18 protein-coding genes and 5 pseudogenes are annotated in these 25,871 nt (G+C 40.3%); 20 read left to right on the top strand and 3 right to left on the bottom strand.

All coding sequences use genetic code 11. The annotated features are described in order from the left end of the window. The first annotated feature begins 152 nt into the window (after positions 1–152). Positions 153–836, top strand: coding sequence for a response regulator transcription factor (locus CEF16_RS12685; RefSeq protein WP_091583943.1), 684 nt, complete (start codon positions 153–155; stop codon positions 834–836). Next, positions 829–2,256 carry a HAMP domain-containing sensor histidine kinase gene (locus CEF16_RS12680; RefSeq protein WP_091584089.1) on the top strand — a complete coding sequence of 476 codons (1,428 nt, stop codon included), beginning with the start codon at positions 829–831 and terminating at the stop codon, positions 2,254–2,256. The genes CEF16_RS12685 and CEF16_RS12680 overlap by 8 nt, the downstream gene beginning before the upstream one ends. A 17-nt stretch (positions 2,257–2,273) precedes the next feature. Here the strand turns inward: CEF16_RS12680 and cobT are convergent, their stop codons facing one another. Further along, entirely contained in the window at positions 2,274–3,317 is a 1,044-nt protein-coding gene (gene cobT, locus CEF16_RS12675) for a nicotinate-nucleotide--dimethylbenzimidazole phosphoribosyltransferase (protein ID WP_091583946.1), read from the bottom strand. Positions 3,318–3,611: 294 nt separating this feature from the next. Here cobT and CEF16_RS12670 point away from each other — a divergent pair, with 294 nt between their 5' ends. Both CEF16_RS12670 and CEF16_RS12665 read left to right on the top strand, forming a co-directional pair. Next, a complete protein-coding gene (locus CEF16_RS12670) occupies positions 3,612–4,526 on the top strand; it encodes a TIGR01777 family oxidoreductase (RefSeq protein WP_091583948.1) in 915 nt (304 codons plus the stop codon). Between the two features lie 666 nt (positions 4,527–5,192). Next, entirely contained in the window at positions 5,193–5,762 is a 570-nt protein-coding gene (locus CEF16_RS12665; protein WP_091583951.1) for an FAD-dependent oxidoreductase, read from the top strand. A 754-nt stretch (positions 5,763–6,516) separates the two neighbouring features. Here CEF16_RS12665 and CEF16_RS12655 read toward each other — a convergent pair. Further along, positions 6,517–7,362: an HAD family hydrolase gene (locus CEF16_RS12655; RefSeq protein WP_091583957.1), complete on the bottom strand. Its 846-nt coding sequence runs from the start codon at positions 7,360–7,362 to the stop codon at positions 6,517–6,519. A 174-nt stretch (positions 7,363–7,536) separates the two neighbouring features. On the opposite strand from CEF16_RS12655, the gene CEF16_RS12650 reads away from it, so the two are divergent. The 5 genes and pseudogenes from CEF16_RS12650 to phnE (CEF16_RS12630) all read left to right on the top strand — a co-directional run bounded on the left by CEF16_RS12650 (position 7,537) and on the right by phnE (CEF16_RS12630) (position 13,959). Continuing rightward, on the top strand, positions 7,537–10,131 hold the full coding sequence (locus CEF16_RS12650) for a single stranded DNA-binding domain-containing protein (RefSeq protein WP_091583960.1): 2,595 nt from the start codon (positions 7,537–7,539) through the stop codon (positions 10,129–10,131). A gap of 114 nt (positions 10,132–10,245) precedes the next feature. Further along, positions 10,246–11,274, top strand: a complete 1,029-nt coding sequence (locus CEF16_RS12645) for a phosphate/phosphite/phosphonate ABC transporter substrate-binding protein (RefSeq protein WP_091583962.1) — start codon at positions 10,246–10,248, stop codon at positions 11,272–11,274. 337 nt (positions 11,275–11,611) lie between these two features. Next, positions 11,612–12,377: pseudogene (phnC, locus tag CEF16_RS12640) on the top strand (phosphonate ABC transporter ATP-binding protein). Then, positions 12,374–13,177, top strand: a complete 804-nt coding sequence (phnE, locus tag CEF16_RS12635) for a phosphonate ABC transporter, permease protein PhnE (RefSeq protein WP_091583965.1) — start codon at positions 12,374–12,376, stop codon at positions 13,175–13,177. Before phnC ends, phnE (CEF16_RS12635) begins: the two are co-directional and overlap by 4 nt. Further along, entirely contained in the window at positions 13,174–13,959 is a 786-nt protein-coding gene (gene phnE, locus CEF16_RS12630) for a phosphonate ABC transporter, permease protein PhnE (RefSeq protein WP_091583967.1), read from the top strand. Before phnE (CEF16_RS12635) ends, phnE (CEF16_RS12630) begins: the two co-directional genes overlap by 4 nt. A gap of 238 nt (positions 13,960–14,197) precedes the next feature. On the opposite strand, the pseudogene asnB reads toward phnE (CEF16_RS12630), so the two are convergent. Further along, positions 14,198–16,085, bottom strand: a pseudogene (gene asnB / locus CEF16_RS12625) (asparagine synthase (glutamine-hydrolyzing)). A 170-nt stretch (positions 16,086–16,255) separates the two neighbouring features. On the opposite strand from asnB, the gene CEF16_RS12620 reads away from it, so the two are divergent. The 11 genes and pseudogenes from CEF16_RS12620 to CEF16_RS12570 form a co-directional block, all read left to right on the top strand. After that, on the top strand, positions 16,256–17,263 hold the full coding sequence (locus CEF16_RS12620; protein WP_091583969.1) for a LacI family DNA-binding transcriptional regulator: 1,008 nt from the start codon (positions 16,256–16,258) through the stop codon (positions 17,261–17,263). A 287-nt stretch (positions 17,264–17,550) separates the two neighbouring features. Continuing rightward, positions 17,551–19,239 carry a glycoside hydrolase family 13 protein gene (locus CEF16_RS12615; protein ID WP_091584091.1) on the top strand — a complete coding sequence of 563 codons (1,689 nt, stop codon included), beginning with the start codon at positions 17,551–17,553 and terminating at the stop codon, positions 19,237–19,239. A 34-nt stretch (positions 19,240–19,273) separates the two neighbouring features. Next, a complete protein-coding gene (locus CEF16_RS12610; protein WP_091583972.1) occupies positions 19,274–20,503 on the top strand; it encodes an ABC transporter substrate-binding protein in 1,230 nt (409 codons plus the stop codon). Between the two features lie 16 nt (positions 20,504–20,519). Further along, a complete protein-coding gene (locus CEF16_RS12605) occupies positions 20,520–21,383 on the top strand; it encodes a carbohydrate ABC transporter permease (RefSeq protein ID WP_091583975.1) in 864 nt (287 codons plus the stop codon). After that, a pseudogene (locus tag CEF16_RS12600) lies at positions 21,383–22,202 on the top strand (carbohydrate ABC transporter permease). The gene CEF16_RS12605 and the pseudogene CEF16_RS12600 overlap by 1 nt, the downstream one beginning before the upstream one ends. Positions 22,203–22,265: 63 nt before the next feature. Next, positions 22,266–22,572, top strand: a pseudogene (locus CEF16_RS12595) (alpha-amylase family glycosyl hydrolase); the annotation flags it as partial. An 84-nt stretch (positions 22,573–22,656) separates the two neighbouring features. Beyond that, on the top strand, positions 22,657–22,992 hold the full coding sequence (locus CEF16_RS12590) for a beta-ketoacyl-[acyl-carrier-protein] synthase family protein (RefSeq protein ID WP_245917854.1): 336 nt from the start codon (positions 22,657–22,659) through the stop codon (positions 22,990–22,992). 298 nt (positions 22,993–23,290) lie between these two features. Then, the gene (locus CEF16_RS12585) at positions 23,291–23,875 is read left to right on the top strand and encodes a TetR/AcrR family transcriptional regulator (protein WP_091583977.1); all 585 of its coding nucleotides are present in this window, start codon (positions 23,291–23,293) and stop codon (positions 23,873–23,875) included. A gap of 58 nt (positions 23,876–23,933) precedes the next feature. Beyond that, positions 23,934–24,920, top strand: coding sequence for an NAD(P)H-dependent flavin oxidoreductase (locus tag CEF16_RS12580; RefSeq protein ID WP_342750474.1), 987 nt, complete (start codon positions 23,934–23,936; stop codon positions 24,918–24,920). A 4-nt stretch (positions 24,921–24,924) separates the two neighbouring features. Beyond that, complete coding sequence (locus CEF16_RS12575) at positions 24,925–25,497, top strand: alcohol dehydrogenase catalytic domain-containing protein (protein ID WP_342750473.1); 573 nt, start codon at positions 24,925–24,927, stop codon at positions 25,495–25,497. Next, positions 25,439–25,864, top strand: a pseudogene (locus CEF16_RS12570) (3-hydroxyacyl-CoA dehydrogenase family protein); the annotation flags it as partial. The gene CEF16_RS12575 and the pseudogene CEF16_RS12570, both read left to right, overlap by 59 nt. Between the last annotated feature and the right edge of the window lie 7 nt (positions 25,865–25,871).

Below are 25,871 nucleotides of genomic sequence, written 5' to 3'. Positions count from 1 at the left end.
TTGTCAGCAAGCCGAGATTTTCTAATACTTTAAGAAAGCTTAAATTTACTGAAGGATCAAAGTATAAACTAAGGACTATAAGAACGTAATGTAGATTTAATTCCATCTTCATGTCCCTTTATGAAAGGGAAAGTGAAGGAGTGAGCGTATAAATGACCAAGATATTAATTATAGAAGATGAAGCAGCGATCAGCAAAGTGCTGCAAGCATATATGCAAAAAGAAGGCTATGAAGTAAAAGCGGTTTTTCATGGAGATGATGCTATGCCGGCTTTTCGTGATATGCAGCCGGACCTGGCCCTCGTTGATGTCATGCTTCCGGGAAAAGACGGATGGAGTATTTTAGAGCACATCCGTGAAGAAAGTGCATGTGCTGTTATCATGCTGACAGCGCTTGGAGATGTGGATTATCGTTTGAAAGGATTAAACAGCGGGGCGGATGATTACATCGCAAAGCCGTTTGATGCGAGTGAAGTAGTTGCTAGAGTGAAAGCAGTGCTGCGCAGAACAGGCCAAACGCTTCAAGAAGAGGAAGTTAAACACTATGGCAGTTTAACACTTAACGAGAGAGCACATAGTGTTAAACTAAATGGTGTGGATGTACCGTTAACACCGCGGGATTTGTCTTTGTTATTTTTTCTTGCCAGACACCCGAATCAAACTTTTGATAGAGAACAGTTAATTGAACATGTCTGGGGAATAGATTATGAAGGCAGTGACCGGGCGGTGGATTTATCCATCAAACGTATTAGAAAGTCACTCCAGAATTGGCCGGAGACAGAAGGTGAAATAAAAACGCTGCGAGGATTGGGGTATCAATTTTGTGTTTATGAATAACAACAACAAGAAAATTTCATTGCTTCGTTATTGGACCACTCGTTATTTTATTACGCTGATTATTGGTCTCATTGTCGTGGCGATAGTGTCTATAATATGGATTCGTCATACAAATCTTGAACATCGTTTAAATGTTACGAAATATTTAGCTCAAGAAATTGCGGATCGGTTCGTAGAGGAACAATCGGGGGAAACAGTCCCTAGAGAAGGCGTACTGGAGTATATTCAAGAACGCCAAAATATCATAGATACGCAGCTTGATCCGATTATATATATTGTCGATGCAAATGGAAGAGTATTGTCTAATCCATTTGAAAGAGAACCCTTTACATCAGAAAGGTTCCCACTAAGAATTCTACAAGCAGATAGTGAAGTACAGCGTCTCAAATTAGAAAACGGAGATCATTCGTATATCGTAAAACGGCCCATACAAGCAGAAGGGGTGACTGCTGGCTGGGTAGTAATAATTCAGTCTGCCAATCAGCTCACACAGATGAATGAAGAGTACCGGCTGCTTGCAATAATGCTTTTCTCTCTGGCACTAATCGGCTGGGCCACTATTTATTTTCTTTCAAGAAAGTTGTCAAAGCCGATACAAGACGTAGCTGTTGCTGCCAAACATGTCCAAGAGCAGAATTATAATTTCACGCTTCCAGAGAATATGAAAGAGCAAGAAGTTCACGAGCTCGTTCATTCATTTAAAGAAATGTCAAGCCGGCTCCAGCAGCTTGAAGCTCTTCGTTCTGAACTGCTTGCGGGGGTGACTCACGAATTAAAAACACCCATTACTTCTATGACTGGGCTTATTCAAGCAGTTCGGGATGATGTAGTACATGGGGAGGAAGCGAAAGATTTTCTGAATGTCTCATTAAACGAAGCAAACCGTATGAAAACGATGGTTGCTGATTTACTTGAATTTAACTCCTTGGCGGCCCATGCCATACCGATTACAAAAGAAAAATATGAAGTGAATAAATTAATAAAAGAAATTCTTCATCAATGGCAGGTGGCTAATGATGAAGAAGGTCTTGAAATAAACAAAAGTCTGCCAAAAGAGGATATATACACAGAGGTGGATTCTATCCGGCTTCAGCAAATTATGATAAACCTATTGAACAACGCAAAACAAGCCGTTAAAAGAAATGGGATTCTTTCTATTACAATAGAAAAAGAAAGGCCCGGCTGGATCGAAATAAATGTAGAAGATAATGGGCCAGGCATTAGAGAAGAAGAAAAAGATTTTATTTTTGAACGGTTTTACCGAGGAGAAAATAAAAAATACGACACTCACGGTTTAGGGCTTGGACTGCCATTTAGTAAAATGATTGCCCAAAGCATGGAGGGTGACCTTGTCTTAAAAGAAAGCAGTCCTGGACGTACGGTATTTACGCTTAAACTTCTAATAGAGGAAAAACGATAAAGTGAAACGGAGCCCTTTTAATAGTTGGCTAAGTCATCAAAGGTAGCCATTTCACGAACCATCGCACAAGCTGAACGCAAAATAGGAAAAGCAAGCGCTGCTCCGCTGCCTTCGCCAAGTCTCATCTGAAGATCAAGCAAAGGTTTCTTGTCCAGTATATTTATGGCAATAGCATGCCCTGGTTCAGTCGAATAATGGCCGACGAACATATAATCGGCAGCAAGCTGCGAAAGAGCTTGAGCAGTAACAGCAGCTGCAGCACTAATAAAGCCATCAACCAGAATGGGCACCCGGTGAGCCGCAGCTGCCAGCATGGCACCGGTAATGCCGGCTATTTCCAATCCGCCCACTTTTGCTAAAATATCAAGCGGATCATGGGCATTTATGTTTCTGTTTTGTAGTGCAGTTTGAAGAATATGTTGTTTATGAAGAATGCGCTCTTCTGTGAGACCAGTACCAGGACCTGTGACGCTGGCAGGATTTTTATTGGTGAACGCAGATATCATTGCACTGCTTGCCGTCGTATTGCCAATACCCATTTCGCCTAAAATCAAGCATTTAATCCCTTTTCGGGCAATCATTTTTTCGGCTTCTTCAAAACCAGCTTGAATCGCTTGAACTGCTTCGTCTCTTGTCATAGCGTCTTCTTTGCAAAAATTGGCCGTTCCTGCTTTTATTTTTCTCGAAATAATTCCGTTTTCGTTTACTTCTTTGGCCATTCCAATATCAATCAGCTGGAAATCGGCATTGATTTGATTAGCAAACACATTGATAGCAGCGCCTTTTTTTAGGAAGTTTTTGGCCATCTGCACTGTTATTTCTTGAGGAAAAGCAGAAATACCTTCTGCAGTGACGCCGTGGTCAGACGCGAACACAAGCACGCCTGCTGGTGTTACCTCTGGAAAAGGATTTCCAGTCATTGCCGCTAGTTTGGCTGCGATGGTTTCAAGACGGCCGAGACTTCCTGGTGGTTTCGTTAAATTATCTATGTATGCTGCTGCTTTTTCGCCTGCTTCCATATCCAGGGAAGGTATACGGGACGTCCATTGAGCAATCGTCATTTAACATAACTCCTTTACTGACAACAAATATAATTATGTTATTGTACTTTAGAATGTTTAACCTTGTTAAATGAACAAAGTATAAGAAAAACTACGATTTCCGCCATAAGGGAGTCGGCGACAAGCCAAGTTTTTCTAATATTTGATCAGCAAGCAGCCACTCTGGCCGCTTAGGCTTTTCTTTTGTAATGATACACCTTTTACCAATATTTTTAAAAGGAAACGAAGAAGGTTGAAAATATGGTATGGTTAGAAAGATACTAGTTTTTTGCGCTTTTGAAGGAAGGGATATCTATGAATAAAAAAATTGTACTTCCGGGCGGTTCTGGTTTTCTTGGTCAATCGTTAGCCTTGTTTCTTTTAAATAAAGGATACGACGTAACGATTCTAACTAGACGACATTCTAGAGTGGAGAATAGTATCCGTTATGTCCACTGGGATGGCAGAACGATGGGAGATTGGGCAAAAGAGCTGGACGGATGTTATGCCGTCGTAAACTTTACTGGAAAAAGTGTGAACTGCATTTATACCGAAGAAAATAAAAAAGAAATCATTCGTTCTCGTTATTACTCTGTGAGAATCCTGCAAAAAGCAATTCAATCATGCGAGCAGCCGCCTCAGGCATTTGTTCAAGCAGGTTCACTTGCTATCTTTGGAAATACAAGAGATGTATGTACCGAAAGCTCTCCACATGGAGAAGGCTTTTCGGTCAAAGTCTGCCAGCTTTGGGAAAAAGCTTTTTTTGCAGCATCCCTTCCACATACAAGACAAGTTATGCTTAGAATAGGTTTTGCTCTTGGTCGTGATGGCGGTGCATTAGAACCGTTAAAAAAATTGGCGAAATACAATCTCGGCGGCAAAGTTGGTCCGGGCAATCAGTATATAAGCTGGCTGCACATCGATGATTTAAATAGTATGTTTCTAAAAGCGATAGAAGATAAATCGATGGGCGGCATGTATAATGCAACTGGACCGCAGCCAGTAACGAATAAAGTGTTCATGAAAACGTTGCGCAAAGTGATGAATAAAGGTTGGGCGCCGCCTGCTCCAACACCGCTCGTATGGGCAGGAGCTTACGTGGTGATGGGGACAGAACCAAGCCTTGCATTGACAGGACGCAATGCTTTGCCGCAAAAATTAATAGATGAAGGCTTCACTTTTCAATATAATAATCTTAAAACCGCATTGTCTGATTTATTGTCGGGATAAAAAGAAGAGAAGTCAACGAATCCTTTTAATATATATTACTAAAAAATTGTTATCCTGACATTTTGCTGACACAAAACGAGCGTACAGTAAGAATTGTAACGGATAGATAACACACACTCTCATCTATCCCAAATCCCCCTTTTTAATATAAGGAGGCCAATGCCAGCATCTTAAAAGTATAAAAAATGTGGTAAGGATAATTTCTTCAGGCGAGCATGATAATTCCTCCTTTAAATAATAGAGCTGATTGATAAGAGGTCAGCCACCCTTTTCGCTATGAAGTCCTTCCCATCCGCAAGCTTTTAAGCCTCCTTATACTTTTTCGAATCCCCGAGCGCAGCAATCGGGGATTTATTTTTTGTACTTTGAGAATATTTACCTTTGTTAAAAGGAACAAAGTATAAGAAAAACTACGTCTTCCGCCATAGAGTTGGCGGTAAGCCGAGTTTTCCTCATTAGTATGTTTAAAAGTTAATAGAGAGATAAGAAGGCGAAGCTCTGATAACAGAAGAGGATCGCTGAATCAGATAGAGGCGAAAAAGAAGACCTAAATAAGGAAACCGTGTTAAAAAGTCTGCAAGCGTTTTCTTTGACCTTTTTAATATAATAGATTTAAACTGTTAGTGGTTAGGAAAATGCGAAAATAATTAGTAGGAGGAGTTACACATGTATGACGTAATTATTGTCGGAGCAGGGCCTGCTGGCGCAAGTGCCGCATTATTTACTGCAAAAGCAGGCAAGAAAACACTCGTCCTTGATAGCGATCAAAGCATGACCAAAGCAGCCTGGGTGGAAAACCATTACGGTGTTCCGGAAGTCGAAGGACCTGAACTTTTGCAAACAGGAAAAGAACAAGCCCAAAAGTTCGGAGCGGAAATGGTAAAAACACAGGTCAATAACGTAAAAAATGAAAAAGATCAGAGCGTAATAGTCGAGACTGATGATGGCAGCTATGAAGCCAAACACGTTATTATAACGACTGGAGGAAACACCAAGCTTGCGGAAACATCCGGTATAAAAACCACGGAAGGAAAGGAACCGCGTATTAAGACGATTATAGACACAGATGATGCTGGTAAAACAAGCATACAAGGAGTATGGGCTGCAGGGACCGTTGCCGGTGTAAGTGTTCACACGATTATTACTGCAGGTGACGGAGCAAAAGTAGCGATAAATGTACTTACAGAATTAAATGGTGAACGTTATGTAGATCATGACGTTTTAAAATCAAAATAGAGTTTTTTTCACAAGCGTAATAGATTTAAAAACGGAAGCTGTGTAAAAGAAAAAGGTCTAGTGTATATTAGCTGGTATAGTAACAGACTGGGGATTTGTTTTGGTTAAATTATAATTTTAGCGTTTTTACTCGTAAAGGATTTAATGCTCGTTCAAAGCTTCATCACCAGAGTTATTTCCCCATTGCAAATAACAGCTTTCATATTGTTTGGTCTGCCTATAGCTTTAGTGCCGGACCGGTTGGGTTTTAATGTAAAAGAAGGAAAACCAGATCTTTTCACAGATCGAGGTTATCCTTTTCATTTAAATAAAAGGAAGTATAAAAGTTGGGTGTTTTCATGTCTATCTTCAGCGCACATTGATAAGGAGGAACTTTCCAGCTCAGCGGCGTCGTCATCGGGCGTCTTTCCATATGAAGTGATGACTTCAGCACCCGGACCTGTGTGATCTTAGCAGTGTCTTTAACTTAGCCCATCTTCTTATTTCAAGGTGTTTGCACTTTTCTTATAAGGTAAGAAATTATAAATATTTGGCGTTTTTGATGTCTAGCTTCAGCGCCCAGCCGCTCGGGGTTTCTTCCCTTTCGACTCCGGGCCGCAGGCGACCCTGCGCGAAAGCTCCAGAACCTGTCGCGGCTGAGCAGGGCGCTTGCGCTTTTCTTATTAAATGATCAGGCGGATAAAATATTTCGAAGTTAGTATAAGGCCGCCATATCTATGTCATTGTTTTTCAGAATGAACTATCGACTAGTTTTTTAATAGGAGGTGTTCTGTAATCGCTGAATGGCTGGAAATAAATCTGTCAGTGATTGAACACACTCTGTATGTCGGCGTGTCGTTGTACAGCCTTGTGGATCGATAAGGACAGCATTCATTCCTAGGTTTTCTGCTGGAACGATATCATTTAAATAGTTATCACCAAGCGATACGGCTTCATTTGGCAGTATCTTTTCTGTTTCTATTATTTTTTTGAAGTGCTCTTCTGTGTGTACAGGCTTTTTGGCATTAGCAATCACTTCATGAAAAATTCCCTTTAAATCTAAAGTATCAAGCAGCCGTTTTACATCATCTGCCTGAGAATTTGTGATAAGAATAAGTTTCATATGAGCTCTAAGCTGCTTTAGTGCTTTTCGTCGTTCGGGCTGTTCAGCAAATTGAAAGGCTTCTGTTTGCATAAATTCCTTAGTTTTATGGTAAGCATCATAAGTACTTTGTAAACCATAGTGCTTTGCCGCTGCTACAGGGAGCCACCAACCATCACCAATCGCAATCATGGAATCAAAATCAAAAGTAATCGGCTCTTTATATTCCTCTTCTTTTGTAACGGGTTTTCCTTCCCAATCCCATGTGTTTATCACACGGTTTGTTTCCGGATCTACTTCTAACACACGGTCGCGGACTGCATCATATACACGGCCGACAGCAACCGGGTGCTTTCCTTTCAGCATGTTTTCATAATCTTTTCTAAAAGAATTCCGATCGCTCTTTTCTAGCTTTTCTTCTAGTAATGCTGCATAGTACTCAAAATGATGAGTATCTTCATATAATGTTCCATCCAAATCAAAGATCGCTGTTTTTATTTCATTCCACTGAATTGGCAATGTGACCTTCCTTCCCCTGTCTTTTATTGTTTCATTAGTATACCAAAGAGAAAAAGAAAATAGGAAAATAATACAAGCATTATAAAATATTTACACTATTTTAAAAGTATGTACATAAAGGAGTTTTATACTTGGCGGTGACTATAAAAAAGTTGTTAAAAGGAGGAAACAAAAGTGAAATTACGTCATGTTCGCACGTTTTTATCTGCAGTTATACTCGCAGTATGTTTATGGATTCCGGGGACGGCAGCAGCATTTGGTCCAGAAGCCCCTGCCCCCGTTATCGAGCCTGAAGAGGCTAATGGAAAACAGGTATTATTTGATAATTCGCACGGGCAGACGGCTGGACAAGCTGACTGGGTGATTGATGGTGCTTTTTCTGATTTTGCAGAAGGAATTGCTGATAGGGGTTATTACGTAGAGGAGCTTCGTCAAATAACCCCAATACAAGTGGATGATTTAGAAGCGTATGATGTGTTTATCATTCCTGAGGCTAATATTCCTTTTCAAAAAGAAGAGCAAGAAGCACTAATTGAATATACCGAAAACGGAGGCAGTATTTTCTTCATTTCTGATCATTACAATGCAGACCGCAATAAAAATCGCTGGGATTCATCAGAAATTATGAATGGGTACCGCCGCGGGGCTTACAGTAATCCAACAAAAGGCATGGATGATGATGAAAAAGCAGCCATGGAGGGAGTAGAAAGTTCCGATTGGTTAGCTGATCATTTTGGGATTCGCTTTCGATATAATGCTCCTGGTACAATTACGGCCGATGAAATTGTTTCACCTGACGAAACCTTTGGTATTACAGAAGGTGTGAATGAAGTAGCGGTGCATGCCGGCTCCACATTAGCAATAACCAATCCAGAACAAGCCAAAGGGATTGTTTATTTACCTGAAAATTTAAATGAAAGTGATAAATGGGGACCGGCTGTGGATGAAGGAATCTACTTTGGAGGCGGAGAAGAAGAAGGGCCTTATGCTGCTATCTCTAAACTTCAAGCCGGTAAGGCAGCTTTTATCGGAGATTCCTCTCCTGTTGAAGACGCAACACCTAAATACCGCAATGAAGAAACAGGAGATAGTAAAACGACATATGATGGTTTTCAAGAAGCAGACGATTCCGTTTTACTTTTAAATATGGTGGATTGGTTAGCTGAAGAAGAATCCTATGAAAGCTTTTCTGAAAAAGATATACCTTTGGATAACGTCTCGCCGCTTTTAGATAAAGAAACCCCTAAACAATCTACAGAACCTGAAAAAGAGCCCTGGTCTGAGCCTGCAGCAAATTATGAATGGTATAACCCGGATACCTTTGCTTCAGGGTCCTATGGATCATATGAAGAAGCAGAAAAAGATCCTTCCTATCAATTTCAGCATCAAGACCCGCTTCCAAACAATGAATCTTTCACTTTGGAATTAATTATAGAAGGACTGGAATCTGGAGAAACAGTAACGGGATATAACGCTGGAATGTACCTTGATGGAGGAGAGCAGATAGCCCAAGTACAAAACGAAGATGGGAGCTGGCCCTCTTCTTACGGATACAGCGAGAAGTTTTCGGTAACAGCGGATGAAGAAGGTATTGCTGTAAAAGAATTAACTGTTCGAGTCAAAGAAGGAACGGAAGGACCAGCTAATCTGCGCTTAAGACAAGGTGGAAGCAACCTTTATACGACCACGGTAACATTGGCTGAAGAAACATCCGATAATCCGGAAGAAGAGCCGCAATTCATGACGATTGCTGAAGCCCGTCAGCAAACAGAAGGAACAACTGTACAAGTGGAGGGCGTGATTACTTCCACACCTGGGATATTTGGAGCTCAAGGCTTTTATGTGCAGGATGATACAGGCGGAATATATATTTATCAGCATGACAGCGGTTTTGAAAAAGGTGAGCACGTAACAATAACAGGATCGACAGCGTCTTTTCAAAACCAAATCGAGCTGACAGACATTGAATCTATAGAAAAGAACGGTTCAACAGAATTACCGCCGTATCATGTAGTGAACGACGTAAATGATCAGAATCAAGGAGAACGTGTAGAAATAGCTTCCGGTACAATAAAAAATGTAGAAAGTTATTATAATGCGTTTGAATTTGATATCGATAAAAATGATAAAGCAACGAGAGTGCGGGTGGATAATCGAACAGGAATCTCCTTAGAATCATTTCAATCTCAATTCCAAGAAGGAGATCTTGTAACGATTGCCGGAATTGCTTCTATTTATCAAGACACTTATCAGCTTATGCTTCTGAATTTGGAAGATATCAAAAAAGAAACACATCCGCCAGTAATTCAGGATATTGATTTTTCTACGTTTGATATAACAAAAGAATACTCCGTGCCTATCACGGTAACGGATAAAGATAACGATATTGCTGAAGTAACAGCCTTCCTTAACGATGAAACATGGGAAGATCAAATAAAAATTTCTCCTTTGCTGGTAACGCCCGGTGAATATGAAATAAACGTCAAAGCAGCCGATGAGGAAGGAAATAGTACAGAACGCACTTTTACAGTTGAGGCAGTGCTTGATTTATCACAGTTAGACGATTTGATTGAGAAAGGAAACCAACAAGGGTTTATTAAAAATGATAAAGTGGCGGAACGCTTGCTGAAAAAAGCAGAGAATGTCCAGCAGGCAAAAAATGAACCATCCCGGCAAGGGAAATGGAATGCATTGCAGCATCAGATGAAAGCACAATCTGGTAAAAAAATAGAAGAAGAATACCTACAATACTGGCAATACCCCCAATAATTTACAAAAGATAAACAAAATTAATTATTTCAACAAGGAAGAAAAATATTCCTTTTACACAAGTTTGCTAGAGTTTAGTGAGAAATACTTACTAAGACTTTAGGGGGTAAAAACATGAAAAAATTTGCTTACATGGGATTTTCACTGCTTCTATCACTAGGATTGATGACAGCTTGCGGTGAAGGCGAGGAAACAGAAGAAGCAGCTGGAGAAGAAACAGAAGCAGAGTCAAACGAAGAAGTCGAAGCAGAAGAAGATGAGGCCGAGGCAGAAGTAAGTGAAGAAAATGAAGAAACAGCTAGTGAAGAGGGGGAAGAACTTGACGAACTTAATGTACAATTTGTCCCTTCTCAAAACGCTGATACGCTGGAAGCGAAAGCAAAGCCGTTAGAAGAACTTCTCGGTGAGGAATTAGGGATTCCGGTAACAGTAAGCGTATCAACGGATTACAATACGATTGTAGAGGCAATGGACTCTGAACAGATAGATGTAGGATTTTTGCCTCCAACTGCTTATGTATTAGCTGAAGAACAAGGAGCGGCAGAAGTCATTCTTCAGGCGCAGCGATATGGTGTGAACGATGAAGATGGTTCTGCAACGGACGAGCTCGTTGATTTCTATAAATCTATGTTTATTGTAAATGAAGATTCCGATATCGAATCTCTTGAAGATCTTGAAGGAAAAGCAATTGGTTATCAGAATGTGACATCCTCCGCTGGTTTTGTATGGCCGGCAGCTTCTTTAATGGATGTCGGCCTTCATCCTCTTCAAGATGTAGAACCCGTCACGTTGAAAGGTCATGATCAGGCGATAATAGCTCTTTTGAATGGAGATGTAGATGCTGCTGTAACTTTCCAGGATGCTCGTAATACGGTAGTTGAAGATTACGAAGAAGTGTTTGATGAAACAAAAGTTATAGAGTTTACAGAAGATATTCCAAATGACACGATCGCCATTCGTCCAGAAATTACCGACGATATGAAAGAAGATGTTACACAAGCGTTTATCAACATTGGAAAAGATGAAGAAGGACGCGAAATTATTCGTGATATTTATTCTCATGAAGGGTACACCGAATCCGACGACAGCAATTTTGATATCGTAAGAGAATACGAAGAGAAAGTAAGTGAAGAAGTCGAGTAACGTCTACGTGAGAATATGGACAAGAAGAGCTGCCGTGGACAAACGTCTTGGGCAGCTCTTTCCTTGTACTATAGTAAATTTTGCCTTTGTTAAAGGGGCAAAGCATAGAAAAACTAAGACTTCGCCATAAGGACTCGGCGGCAAGTCAAGTTTTTCTAACACTGATAGGATAAAATTTTAGCATGAATGAATCATCGACGTCGTCAAAATGTTGAGGAAATCAGTATAAGTGCAACTAGTCAATCGCCTTCGCCTAAAGGCTTGGCGCTAGCCAAGTTTTCTTTAAGAAGCCTGAAATTCACATTTACCGAAGGAAAGAAAGAGCAGGTGAAATTGTGTGATAGAGTTTAAGAATGTTTCGAAAGTGTATCCCAACGGAGCAAGAGGATTAAAAAATATCAATATTAAAATAGAAAAAGGTGAATTTGTTGTGGTTGTGGGTCTATCTGGCGCAGGAAAATCAACGTTGCTTCGTTCCATTAATCGTCTGCATGAAGTAAGTAACGGAGAAATTATCGTTGGAGGTAAATCTATTACAAAAGCACAAGGAACCGACTTGTATCGTATTCGCCGTGACATTGGAATGATCTTTCAACATTTTAATCTTGTGAAACGTTCTTCTGTGATGCGTAACGTTCTATCAGGCCGGGCAGGGTACCATTCGACGTGGAAGATGGTTCTCGGTTTGTTTCCAAAAAAAGATAAAGAGCTTGCCATTCAGGCTTTAAAACGTGTGAATATGCCCGAAAAAGCTTATATTAGAGCAGACCAGCTTTCCGGGGGGCAGCAGCAGCGGGTTTCTATTGCCAGGGCATTAGCACAAGAAGCAAAACTGATTCTTGCTGATGAGCCCGTTGCATCACTTGATCCATTAACGACAAAACAAGTGATGGACGACTTGCAGCGTGTAAACCAGGAATTAGGTATAACAATGGTTGTTAACTTGCATTTTATCGACGTGGCAAGAAAATATGCAACGAGAATTATCGGTTTAAGGAGAAGTCGTTTTTGATGGACCAGTTGCAGATGCAACAGACGAGATGTTTGCTGAAATTTACGGACGTCCGTTGGAAGAAGATGAAATAATGGGTGTGGCGCGATGAAAACAGCAGAATTAAAAAATCAAACCACAGGCATGCCGGCTCCGCCTAAAAAAACGAAGCAGCAGTTTACCGTTCTTCTTGTTTTACTGCTTGTTCTGGCAAGCGGCTGGCAGACAGGATTTTCATTTGAAGAATTGATGTCTGGTCTTCCAAATATGTGGGATCTTATTGTTCAATTGATTCCTCCAAATTGGAGTTATTTTTCTCAGATCACCGTTCCGATTTTAGAAACAATCAGAATGGCGGTGGTCGGTACGACGATTGGGGGGCTTTTAGCCGCACCGCTTTCTATGCTGGCCGCTAGAAATGTTATTCATACGTCGTGGGTAACTATCCCTTGCCGATTTATTTTAAATTTAATTCGAACACTGCCTGAACTTCTTTTGGCTGCGATATTTGTGGCTATATTTGGCATTGGTCCTATTCCAGGTATTTTTGCGTTAGCTCTCTTTTCACTCGGCATTATTTCGAAATTGTTCTATGAGTCGATTGAATCCATTGATCCTGGACCAATGGAAGCAATGACCGCTGTTGGTGCCAATAAAATAAAATGGATTGTATTTGGGGTTCTTCCCCAAGTTACTTCGTCGTTTGTCTCGTTTTTTTTATATGCCTTTGAAATTAATGTCCGAGCGGCAGCTGTACTGGGGTTAGTCGGCGCGGGAGGAATTGGATTGTATTATGAACAAACGTTAGGCTTTTTTGAATACGATAAAACGGCTTCCTTGATTGTATATACCTTAGCAGTGGTGTTAATTATTGACTATGTTAGTACGGTTGCAAGGGAGAAATTAACATGAAGCGAGACAAATCATTCCTAACCATTCGAAGAGTGCTGCTTGTGATCGCTGTACTGGCTGTATACACTTGGGCATTTTCTGGTTTACCGATTTTGCAGTTTAAAGAAACTTCAATGGAAGTTATTTCTTCTATTTTTTCAGGGCTGCTGCAGCCGGATTGGACTTATGTTTATGACCCAAAAGGAGAAGATTTGCTGCGTGGTTTGCTGGATACGTTGGCGATAGCGTTACTAGGCACGTTTATCGCAGCCTTTTTGTGCATCCCATTTTCGTTTATGGCTGCTCGTAATATTGTGAAAAATAAAGCGGTCGTTGGAACGAATAAATTTATTTTAAGCTTCATTCGTGTCTTTCCTGATATAGTGCTTGCGCTTTTATTTATCAAAGCAGTTGGTCCCGGAGCTTTTTCGGGGGTTTTAGCCCTGGGAATTGGAGCAGTTGGGATGCTCGGAAAGCTTATTTCTGAGGATATAGAAAGAATAGACTTCAGTGCTCGGGAAGCATTGGTTGCAACGGGAGCCAATCCTGTGAAAACCCTTATGTTTGCAGTGATTCCTCAGGTGATGCCTAACTTTTTTTCTTTCGTTTTGTACCGCTTTGAGATAAATGTTCGGGCTGCTACGATTTTAGGTATTATTGGGGCAGGAGGGATTGGCACTCCGCTCATATTTGCTTTAAGTGTAAGAGACTGGGAACGAGTTGGAATTATTTTACTTGGCATCATCGTAATGGTAACAGTGATTGATGTAATATCAGGCAAAATAAGAGCTCGTTTAACTTAATGAGTAAGACGAACACTGATTATGGAAAATGAACCGAATAACAGCCGCAAAGGGGCACACTGTAAAAAAAAGCGAATCATTTGCAATAAATGCAATGATTCGCTTTTTTGTACTATAGAAAGTTAACTTTACAAAACACTATTTGGCGGAAAGTCAAGTTTTCCTAATATGAGAGAGTGGGCAAGCTGTACTGTTTGTTTACGAATTACTTAAGGAATAGCCATAACCGCTAATTATTTTAAACGATTGCCGAGGCAGGCTGCACTTGAGCACTTTCAAATGGGTATTTGTTTTCCATATGAACGTTATGCCAAATCATAAAAATGAGCACGGTCCAGATTTTACGGCTGTAGTCTGCTTTGTTTAAAGCATGAGCTTCTAAGAGCGATAAGATGTATGATTTGTCGATATAACGTTCAGTTTGACTGTTTTTAATAAGATGTACTGCCCAATCATATAGTTCGTGTTTTAACCAATGACGAATTGGGACAGGGAAACCTAGTTTTTTGCGATCATATACATGGTCTGGGACAATTCCGCGAAAAGAATCCCGCAAAATGGATTTTGTCGTTTTATTGGCTATAGTAAGGTTAAATGGCAGTTTACGAGCCGCCTCAAATACCTCTTTATCTAGAAACGGAACACGTAGTTCCAAAGAATGAGCCATTGTCATCTTATCTGCTTTTAATAAAATATCACCGCGGAGCCAAGTTTGAATATCTATGGCTTGCATTTGCTGGACTGGGTGTAAATGCTGCGCTTTTTCAAACAAAGGACGTGTAACTGTTTGATAGTGCCAGTCCTCTGACGTATTTCTTAAAAATAATCGTTTTTCATGTTCTTCAAACATTTTGGCATTGCCAATATACCTTTCGGCAAGGGGTGTCGTTCCTCTTTCAATAAAATTCTTTCCTTTCATTTGATCTGGAAGTGCTTTAGCAGCTTGATTTAATAAGCCGCGTAAAACAGCCGGACAATAATTAAATAGCTTTAACGAAGAGGCTCTCGGTAAATATTGTAACCGCCAAATAACTCATCTGCTCCTTCTCCAGATAAAACAACTTTGACGTGCTTTCTTGCTTCTTTCGCTAAAAAATATAGAGGAACACAGGAAGGATCGGCCAAAGGGTCATCCATGTGCCATATGATTTTTGGAAGACTTTCTGCAAATTCTTCAGCGGAAATAGTGTATCTTCTATTTTCTATTTTTAGTTTTTCAGCTGATTCTCTTGCCACATCAAGTTCAGAATAACCCTGTGTTTCAAATCCTATGGAAAAAGTAGTCAAGTCCGGCTTAAACTCTTTTGCAATCGATGCAATAATGGCAGAGTCAATGCCCCCTGACAAAAAAGAACCAACAGGAACGTCACTTTGTAAGTGGGCGTGGACGGATGAAAATGATGTTTCTTTAATAAGTGTCTGCCATTCTGTTTTTTCACGGTAAAATGGTTGAAAAGAAAGTTCCCAATATTTCGAAACAACAATAGGTTTCCCTGGTATTTTCTTAAAGTAACAGCCTGGGGAAAGGGTGCAGATGTTTGCTGTTAGCGTATGTTCAGGGACATATTGAAAACTCATGTAATGGTGCAGCGCTTCTTCATTTATATTTTCTTTTTCTGCCATTAAGGTTTTCTTTTCAGATGAAAAAGTGATCCTGTCAACTTCCTCTTTTTTATAATACAGCGGTTTTATACCAAAAGGATCTCTGGCTCCATACAGTTCTTGTTCTTCTTTATCCCAAATAAGAATAGCAAACATGCCGGAAGATATGAAAACATGTTAACGTGCCAATGAGAAAACATCGCTGCAATAACCTCCGCCTCTGAGGAGGTAGAAAAAGTATACCCCTTATCAGCAAGCTGACTTTTTAAGTATAAAAAGTTATATATTTCTCCGTTAAACACAATCCAATATCTTTCACTGTCATAGCTGGCCGGCTGACTTCCACTTTCTAAATCAATAATGCTTAATCGTCTGAAACCTAAAGAAACGTGTTCATCGAAATAGTAGCCTTCTTCATCAGGCCCGCGATGATAAAGTAAGTTGTTTCTTTCGTAAAATTGCAATTTATCTTGCTCATTTATCGTTTTTGGAAAATCTGTCATTTCCCCGAGAAATCCACACATTTAGCTACCCCCATATTTTTCTGTATATATTTTACATCAGTTTGACGTAAAAACTTGAGAAAAAGTGGCAAATAAAATAAATTTATTTTTATTGACGTGTGATGGTTGATACAGTAAAGTGATTCTTATAAAGAGTAAACGTTTACCCTGTTGGGAGGAAGATCGATATAATGAATCCAACCATAAAAGATGTGGCCAAGCAAGCAAATGTTTCTATAGCCACTGTTTCAAGAATTTTAAACAGTACTTCTGCGGGATACTCAGAGAAAACGAAGGAGCGGGTGCAAGCAGCAATTAAAGAGCTGGGGTATAAACCTAACGCTGTGGCACGTGGTTTAATTAACAATAAAACACAGACAATCGGGGTCCTTTTTCCTGATGTATCAGGCATGGTAACCTCAGAACTGCTTTATGGTATTGAAAACGTTACACATCGGTTGGGGCATAGTGTCATTGTATGCAATACCTCATCGCAGGGAAAGAAAACACTCGACTATTTACAGCTCTTAAGTGAAAAAAGGGTGGAAGGCATTTTGTTTGCCAGTGAAGTGTTGAAAGATGAATATTATGAAGCAATTGAAGCGATGAAAGTTCCGGCGGTCCTTGTTTCAACCAAATCTCAGAAACATCCGCTGCCGTATGTGAAAGTGGATGACCGGGATGCTTCCTATGCAGCAGCTTCCTATTTAATAGAAAAAGGACACCGGCGGATTGGAATGCTCAGTGGAAGTCCCAAAGATATTATTGCTGGTCTTCCGAGAATAGAAGGCTTTCAAGCAGCTCTTCGTGACTATGAACTGCTTGATCAAGGCCCTTCTGTCTTTTCAGCCGAGGGATTTTCCTATGAAGATGGGATGGAAATGTTTAAAAAGCTGAGAAGCGAAGCAGAAGATATTACTGCAGTATTTGCTGCAAGTGATGAAATGGCAGTCGGCGCACTCGCTTCTGCTTATAAAATGAACGTGAAAACCCCGGATGACATTTCTATTATTGGCTACGACAATATTAAGATATCAGAAATGGCGATTCCACCACTCACTACTGTTGCCCAGCCGTTAAGAGAAATGGGTGAAAAAGCAGCGGAACTGCTGTTTGAAACATTGAAAACGGGAGAGAGCAGTCAAAACATCATAATGCCTCACCGTATTGTGGAACGCGAGTCAGTAAAAGAGCTGTAGAAATGGTAATTTTACTGACTGCTTCTTTTTACACAAAAGAGTAAACGTTTACTCTTGCTTTCTATTTAACGAGCGCTGTTTGTAGGAGGGGATTCAGCTCTTAGAGCCGCCAATTCAGTGGTTAGGGTGAAGATTTCAGCATTTATCCGAGGATACAGCTCTTCTACTTAATGAATTCAGCTCTTAAAACTACCGATTCAGCGTTTAGACAGGAAATTTCATCAGTTAAGAGTGAAACTCAGCACTTTAATACATACCAAGATGAAGATGAAAGGATGTTAAACCATATGCAGACAAAACAATGGTGGAAAGAAAGCGTCGTATTTCAAATTTACCCAAGAAGCTTTAATGACAGCAATGGTGATGGGATTGGAGACATCAAAGGGATCACAGAAAAGCTCGATTATCTCAAAGAGTTAGGAATAGATGTGGTCTGGCTATCTCCGGTGTATGATTCTCCAAACGATGATAACGGTTACGATATCCGTCATTATCAGCAGATTATGGATGAGTTCGGGAGCATGGAAGACTTTGATGAACTGTTAGAAGAAATGCATAAACGAGACTTGAAGCTTGTGATGGATTTGGTGGTGAATCACACATCCGATGAACATCCATGGTTCGCAGAGTCCCGTTCCTCTAAAGAAAATTCGAAAAGAGATTACTACATATGGAAAGAAGGCAAAAACGGTGAAGAACCGACCAATTGGGAATCCAGCTTCAGCGGTTCAACGTGGCAGTATGATAAAAACACCGGAGAATATTACTTGCATCTTTTCAGTAAAAAACAGCCCGATTTAAATTGGGAAAATTCAGAGCTGCGAGAAGATGTGTATGAAATGATGCGCTGGTGGCTTGATAAAGGAGTAGATGGCTTCCGGATGGATGTTATCAACTTTATCTCCAAGGATCAGCGTTTTCCTGACGGCGAAAAGAAACCGGGAGTCAAATACGCCTCCGGCTCGCCTTATTTTATGAACGGCCCGCGGATTCATGAGTTTTTACATGAAATGAACAACAAAGTTCTCCAGTACTACGATGTAATGACGGTCGGTGAAATGCCGGGTGTCAGCGTAGAGGAAGCAAAACTTTACACTGGAGAAGATCGAAAGGAATTAAATATGGTGTTTCACTTTGAGCATATGGGACTGGGTGATGGTCCTGGCGGAAAGTGGGATAATCAGCCGTGGAAATTAACCGACATGAAAAAAATTATGACAAAGTGGCAGAAAGGGCTGGAACAGAAAGGATGGAACAGCCTTTATTGGAACAACCATGACCAGCCGCGAGTGGTTTCCCGATTCGGCAATGACAAAGAATACAGAGAAAAATCTGCGAAAATGCTTGCCACCTGTCTTCATATGATGAAAGGTACGCCTTATATTTATCAAGGAGAAGAAATAGGGATGACAAACGTAGCTTTTCCATCTATCGAGGACTACGAAGATATTGAAACATTAAATTGGTATAACGAACAGCGGGAAGAGTTTGATACCGATCCGGACAAGCTGATGCAGTCGATTTACGCAAGAGGCCGTGATAACGCACGAACTCCTGTGCAATGGGATGCTTCAGAAAATGCAGGTTTTACAGATGGCACTCCGTGGCTTGCAGTGAATCCAAACTACAAACAAATCAATGCAGAACAAGCACTCCAAGATCCCAATTCTATCTTTTACTATTACCAAAAACTTATTCAATTAAGAAAGCAAGAAGAAATCGTGGTGTACGGTGATTATGAGCTGTTGTTTGAAGAAGATGAAGACATTTTTGCTTATACACGCACTTTAGGCAAAGAAACTCTGCTTGTGGTATGTAATTTTACAGATAAAAAAGTCAAGCGAGACTATATTCCTTCTTTTGTAGGAGAAAACAAAGAATTATTGATCGCAAACGATGAGGGACGCAGCGAAAATGATGATTTGCTATCGGTTTGGCTGAATCCTTATGAAGCATTTGTTTACAAGTTTTCCTGATAACCAAACCAGCACATAAAAGGGAGGAAAAAAGATGTGGAAAAAAGGAGGGTTCCTTTTCTCGTTTATGGCTGCCATGCTTTTGGCAGCCTGCGGGGAAAGCAGTGGAGACGATGGACAAGTGGAGCTAGAATTGTTTTCAAATAAAGTAGAGAATATTGGGACGTATCAAAGCTTAATCGAGAAATTTGAAGAAAAGCATCCGAATATTAAAGTGGATTTATACGCACCGCCGGAAGCAGAGACGATTTTACGGACTAGGCTTGTAAAAGATGATATGCCGGATATGCTGGCCATTGCTGGAAGCGCTTTATATGGTGAACTCGCAGACGCTGGGATATTAAAAGACTACAGTGACAGCGGGTTAATAGAAGATATTCAGCCTGCCTATCTAGAGATGCTGGATGACCTAACAGAAAAGGAGCCAGGTGGAACCTATGGTGTCCCCTATGCGACCAATGCCAATACAGTAATTTACAACAAAGAAAAATTCGAACAGCTTGGGGTGGAACCGCCAAAAACGTGGGATGAATTTATTGAAATTTTAGACAAAGCAAAAGAAGAAGGAGAAATACCGATTTATTTTACCCTTCAAGAAGCATGGACTGGCATGATTGCCTGGAATGCGGTAGCAGGCAATTTGGAGCCGGAGCAATTTGCTCAAAAGAAAAACAACGATGAAGCAAGCTTTCAACAAGATTATCAAGAAGTAGCGGATAAAATGCTGACTCTGTTGGAATATGGCCATGACCGCACCTTTGGTATTGGCTATGATGACGGCAACAATGCTTTTGCTAATGGGGAAGGGGTTATTTATCTGCAAGGAAACTGGGCTGTCCCAGAGCTTTTAGAGGTGAACCCGGACCTAGATTTAGGGGTATTTCCTATGCCGGTTACAAATGAGCCGGACGAAAATGATTTAGTTTCAGGGGTCGATGTGCTATTTGCAACACTGGAAGAATCGGAACACCCAGAAGAAGCTCAGTTGTTTATTGATTTTATGCTTGAAGAAGAAAACATGAAGCAATACACCGATGAACAAGCAGCTTTCCCTGCCTTAGAAGGAGTCTATGAAGATGATCCTGTTTTAGGAGGCATCCGGGAAAACTTTGAGGAAGGCAGAATTACAAGCTTCCCCGATCATTATTATCCGCCCGGTATTGGAGCAGAAAATTTAATTCAGGAATTTTACATTCAAAAAGATAAAGAGCGGTTCCTTCAAAAAATGGACAACGAATGGGAAAAAGTTGAGCGAAGATATTAGGAAAGGAGAGAGCATAATGGCAAATAGAAATCGAGCATTTTTAATGATGACGCTGCCGGCCCTGCTTCTCTTTTTCACCTTTCATACCTATCCTGTCCTGCAAGGGTTTTTTTACAGTTTCACTGATTGGAAAGGGTATGGAGAGTGGAATTTTGTAGGCTTCAGCAACTATCTTAATGTACTTCAGGATGTTAGAGCACTTAGTGCATATGGTTTTACGTTTCAATTTGCGATTGTGTCTACCATTTTAGTAAACATATTCAGTTTAATGATTGCGTTAGGGCTGAATGCGAAAATAAAATTTCAAAAAACACTGCGGGCGCTTTATTTTGTGCCCAACATTTTAAGTATATTAATTGTCGGTTTTATTTTCAATTTTATTTTTACTCATTTCTTACCGGAAATCGCTGCAGCAATTGGTTTAAATGCCCTGACAGGAAATATTCTCGGAGATCCGGACCTTGCCTGGGTTGGTGTCGTGATCATGGCTGTCTGGCAGGCGACAGCTTTCAATACGATTTTATATTTGGCTGGTCTGCAGACGATTCCTGAAGATATTTATGAAGCGTCGAAGATCGATGGTGCTGGAAAGTGGAGGAATTTTATAAGTATAACTTTTCCTCTTATTGCACCTTTTTTTACCATCAACATGGTGCTTGCGATGAAAAATTTCTTAATGGTCTTTGACCACATCATTGCGTTAACAGGCGGTGGACCGGGACAGGCTACGGAGTCTATTTCGCTGCTTATTTACCGAGGGGGATTTCAAGGCGGAGAATTTGCCTATCAGTCTGCGAACGCTGTGATTTACTTTGTTGTAATTGTTATTATTTCAATCTTTCAACTCCGTGTCCTGCAAAAACGAGAGGTGGAATTATAATGAACCGAAAAACCAACTGGCCGATAACAATTTTATTAATACTTGGAACACTCGTTATATTGTTTCCGTTATATTTAACAGTAACGGTAGCTTTGAAATCCCCCTGAGGAAATGTCGAGACCGCTTTTATCGCTGCCGCAGGAATGGCGCTGGGAAAACTTCATGGAAGCAATAGAGCTGACCAATTTTTTCAATGCCCTTTCGAATAGTTTAACGGTAACTGTCAGTGTCGTTATTCTTACGGTTTTAACAAATACTCTTGTGGCCTACGCGATTGCAAGAAACATGCATAAAAAGTTTTATAAAATATTATTTTATTATTTTGTCAGTGCTATGTTTGTACCGTTTCCCATCATCATGCTTCCGATTGTGCGGCAGACTGCGGTATGGAACATGGATAATTTGCTCGGGTTAATTTTTCTTTATGTGGTGTATCAGCTTTCTTTTAACGTATTCATCTATGTGGGATACATTAAGTCTATTCCAAGAGAATTAGAAGAAGCAGCGATTGTTGACGGAGCCAGTTCATGGGGTGTGTTTTGGAAGGTAATCTTTCCTTTGCTTGCTCCGATGAATGCCACGGTAGCGATACTGACCTGCTTGTTTGCCTGGAACGATTTTATGCTTCCGCTCGTTATCTTGTCAGACCCCGATCATGCCACGCTTCCTCTGGTTCAGTATATTTTTCAATCGGAGTTCAATACGAACTACAACCTTGCCTTTGCTTCTTATCTACTAGCTTTAATACCGATGGTTCTCGTGTATATCATCGCCCAAAAATGGATTATCAGCGGGGTGACTAGAGGAGCTGTGAAATAATTAACAATAAACCGGTATAATGTAAACCATTAGCCGGTTTATTTTATGATAAGTAATGAGAATATACAAAAAACCTGGTGGAAAGAAGCAGTAGTGTATCACTTTACTGGCGCAGTTTTAACGATACAACCGGAATAGATATAGCGATCTTGGTGGACTAATATAAAAATTGGACTATTTTAAGGAACTTGGAGTAGATGTTCTCAGGCTGAATCCTTTCTATAGATCTCCGGACATAGATAATGGATATGATATATCAAATTATTATGCCATTATGGAAAAAGCACAAGACTTTGAGGTATTTAACAGACTGGTTTCAGAAATTCATGCGCGTGATATGAAGGTGATCATGGATTTAGTGGTAAATCACTGCATCTATCAGCAAAAGATAAAAGATTGCTAATATCAATAGTAATAGATACACTATTTTGTATTTTAGGAAATTTTAACTTTGTTGAAGGGTCTAAGTATAAGTAAAACTATGTCTTCCGCCATAGAACTCGTCGGCAAGCCGAGTTTTTCTAATAAGATTATAAACTATTGGGAAATTAATGAAGCGTTTGCTGCGCAGTTTTTAGCTGTTAACCGGGACCTTAAGCTAGATCTTCATAACGTGAATCGGCATGGTTCTGGCATTTCATTGCGACATCCTGCAGGTGCAACAGGAGCTCGTCTCTTAGTTACCTTGCTTCATGAACTGAAAAGAAGCGGAGAACGGTATGGATGTGCAACGCTCTGTGCAGGCGGCGGTCCAGGGGCTGCTATGATTGTAGAAAACATGCAGTTATGATTTCATATAATGGCAAACCAGTCTGGCGAAGGCTGGTTTTCTTCATTGTAGAAAGAATGGACGTTCTAATAGACTAGACCAGCACTGAGCCGCAAGGAGGTCCAGATATTTTCTTGAAATTTGTCAAAATATTTAAAATTATACTTGTAATTTAAATTTAAACCTTATAGAATGAATTTGAACCTACAGAATAAACAAACGTGGAGAAAGAACCTCTTGTACTCATAAATGAAAGCCTTTACATATAAGGGGGGGATCACCATACGCCATATTAATAACGATTGGAGGTGGGGCTTAAATGAATTTAAGAGAAAAAAAAGCCGCCAGGAAAAAAGAAGATATTCTTCGTTCTGCTTCTAAGATTATATCTAGACGAGGGTACAACGGCGCCACAATGGAGAATATTGCAGCTGAATTATTAATGACAAAAGGAGCTTTATACTACTATTTTGCAAATAAAGAAGACTTACTTTATCAATGTCATTATCTCATTCTATCAGAGGTTTCCAAACAAGTAGGTGAGATATATAAAGAAAATATTTCATCCACCGAAAAAATGAAAAGAGCAATTACGTTTCATATCGAAGTAGTAATTAACGAAAAAGAAACGTTCAATATGATTATCAAGCCGGAACTAATATTTTCTGATGAACATATCTCCTTGATTTTGCAGCAAAGAGATGAGTATGCCAGTATTTTTGACAAAATTATTCAGCAAGGTATAGAAAACGGAGAATTTGCAGTTAAGGAAAAAAAGATGGCACGCATGATTATTCTAGGAGCGGTGAATTGGATTCAACAATGGTATTCATCCGAGGGAGATAAAAACATTGAAGATATTGCCGATGTTTATGCAAAATATTTGCTTAAAATCCTCACATAAAGATTTACTACAGCTCTTCTATGTTACAGAAATTCAATGATGGAGAGGGGACATAAGATTGAATAAAAGCCATAAGTATTCAGAATTTTCCGATAATATGTCACTGCCGGTCATTATGGCACCTATGTTTCTAGTATCAAATCCTGAAACGGTTATTAAAGGCTGTACCTCCGGGATCATCGGATCTTTTCCAGCTTTAAATGCTAGAACGGGTAATATATTGGCCGAATGGATGACAGAAATCAAAGCTGAAATAGAAAAGGCAAAAACAGAAAATCCTGCAGGGGAAATCGCACCTTGGGCTGTAAACTTTATTTCTCATAAAAATCATAACAAGCGTTATGACGAAGATTTAGAGCTAATAGAACAATACCAGCCGCCGATTGTGATTACTTCGCTAGGTGACCCGAAGCCAGTTGTTGATATCGTGCACCGGTATGGGGGACTCGTCTTTGCTGACGTCATTAATATCTTTTTTGCCAAAAAAGCAGCAGACAAAGGAGTAGACGGGCTTATCTTAGTTTGTAATGGTGCAGGCGGTCATGCTGGCACTTATCATCCGATGGCATTTTTAAAGGAAGTAAAACAGTTTTTTAATGGAATTACCGTTTTAGCAGGAAGCATATCAGATGGCCGAGATGTTTTAGCAGCTGAGGTAATGGGTGCAGACTTCGCTTATATCGGAACAAAATTTATAGCTGCAGCCGAAAGCTCAGCACCGGAAGAATATCAGGAAATGCTCGTTCAATCAACAATGGAAGACATCATGTATACGGATGTGTTTAGCGGTGTAAATGCTAATTATCTTAAACCGAGTATTACACAAGCAGGAATCGATCCAAAAGATATTGTGGATAAAAAAGTAACGAAGCATAATGTCAGCGAATTTTCCGAAACAAAAGCATGGAAAGATGTGTGGTCAGCAGGACACGGTGTAGGTTCGGTGACACAAATACAAACGCTTCAGGAAATGATAGAGGAATTAAAAGAATCTTACCACTCCGCTTTTAACGAATTAACAGTTAAGCAATTGAGAGAGAGATAGTAATATGAAAGCCTGGCAAGTACGGAAATTAGGAGAACCAAAAGAATCCCTTCAAATAGAAGAGATGCCTGCACCCGAGCCTGGCCCTGGTGAAATTCTTATTAAAACAGAAGCAGCTGCTCTGAATTTCTTTGATATTTTACTGTGTAAAGGAGAGTATCAGGAAAAGCCGCCGCTTCCTTTTATACCTGGCGCAGAGATAGCAGGAGAAATTAAAGACACCGGTCCTGGTACAGCCAGTTCAAAAAGACAGCGTGTTCTGGCTACTCCTCAGCTTCCAAATGGGGGGTGGAGTGAGTACGTTGTTGTCAAAGAAGAAGATGTTTTTCCGATTCCGGAATCGCTGCTAGCGAGTGAAGCAGCTTCGATGTTTATCACGTATCAGACTTTTTATTTCGCGCTTCATCGCTGCGGCCGTTTGACAGAAAGGCGAGGTACTGTTAGTACACGCTGGATCAGGAGGAGTGGGCTCTGCTGCGATTCAATTAGGATAAATGGCTGGCGCGGTAAGTCGAAGCAGCCCTGTACCGGTAATGCCGCTGGTAGAAGTGGTTCGAGGCGAACAAACATCAGATGAAACGTTTGAAACTGCTCATCGTCTAGTAAAAGAATTTAATAAGACAGCTATTTCCGTAGAAGATGCCCCATTATTCGCCGTAAACCGCATCCTCGTTCCTATGATAAATGAAGCTGTTTTTGTATTAGGAGAAGGCATCGCCAGTGCAGAAGACATTGATGAAGGAATGAAACTCGGAGCCAGTCATCCAATCGGACCGTTAGCACTTGCTGATTTGATCGGGCTTGATACGACCCTGTTGGTCATTGAAACGCTTTATACAGAAACGAACGATTCAAAATACAGACCAGCTCCTCTATTGAAAAAATACGTAAGAGCAGGTCGTTTGAAACGAAAAACAGGAGAAGGTTTTTATTCTTACAAATAATACGTAA

The organism is Alteribacillus bidgolensis, from assembly GCF_002886255.1.
GTDB classification, from domain to species: domain Bacteria; phylum Bacillota; class Bacilli; order Bacillales; family Marinococcaceae; genus Alteribacillus; species Alteribacillus bidgolensis.
This window is presented reverse-complemented; position numbering and strand designations above follow the sequence as displayed.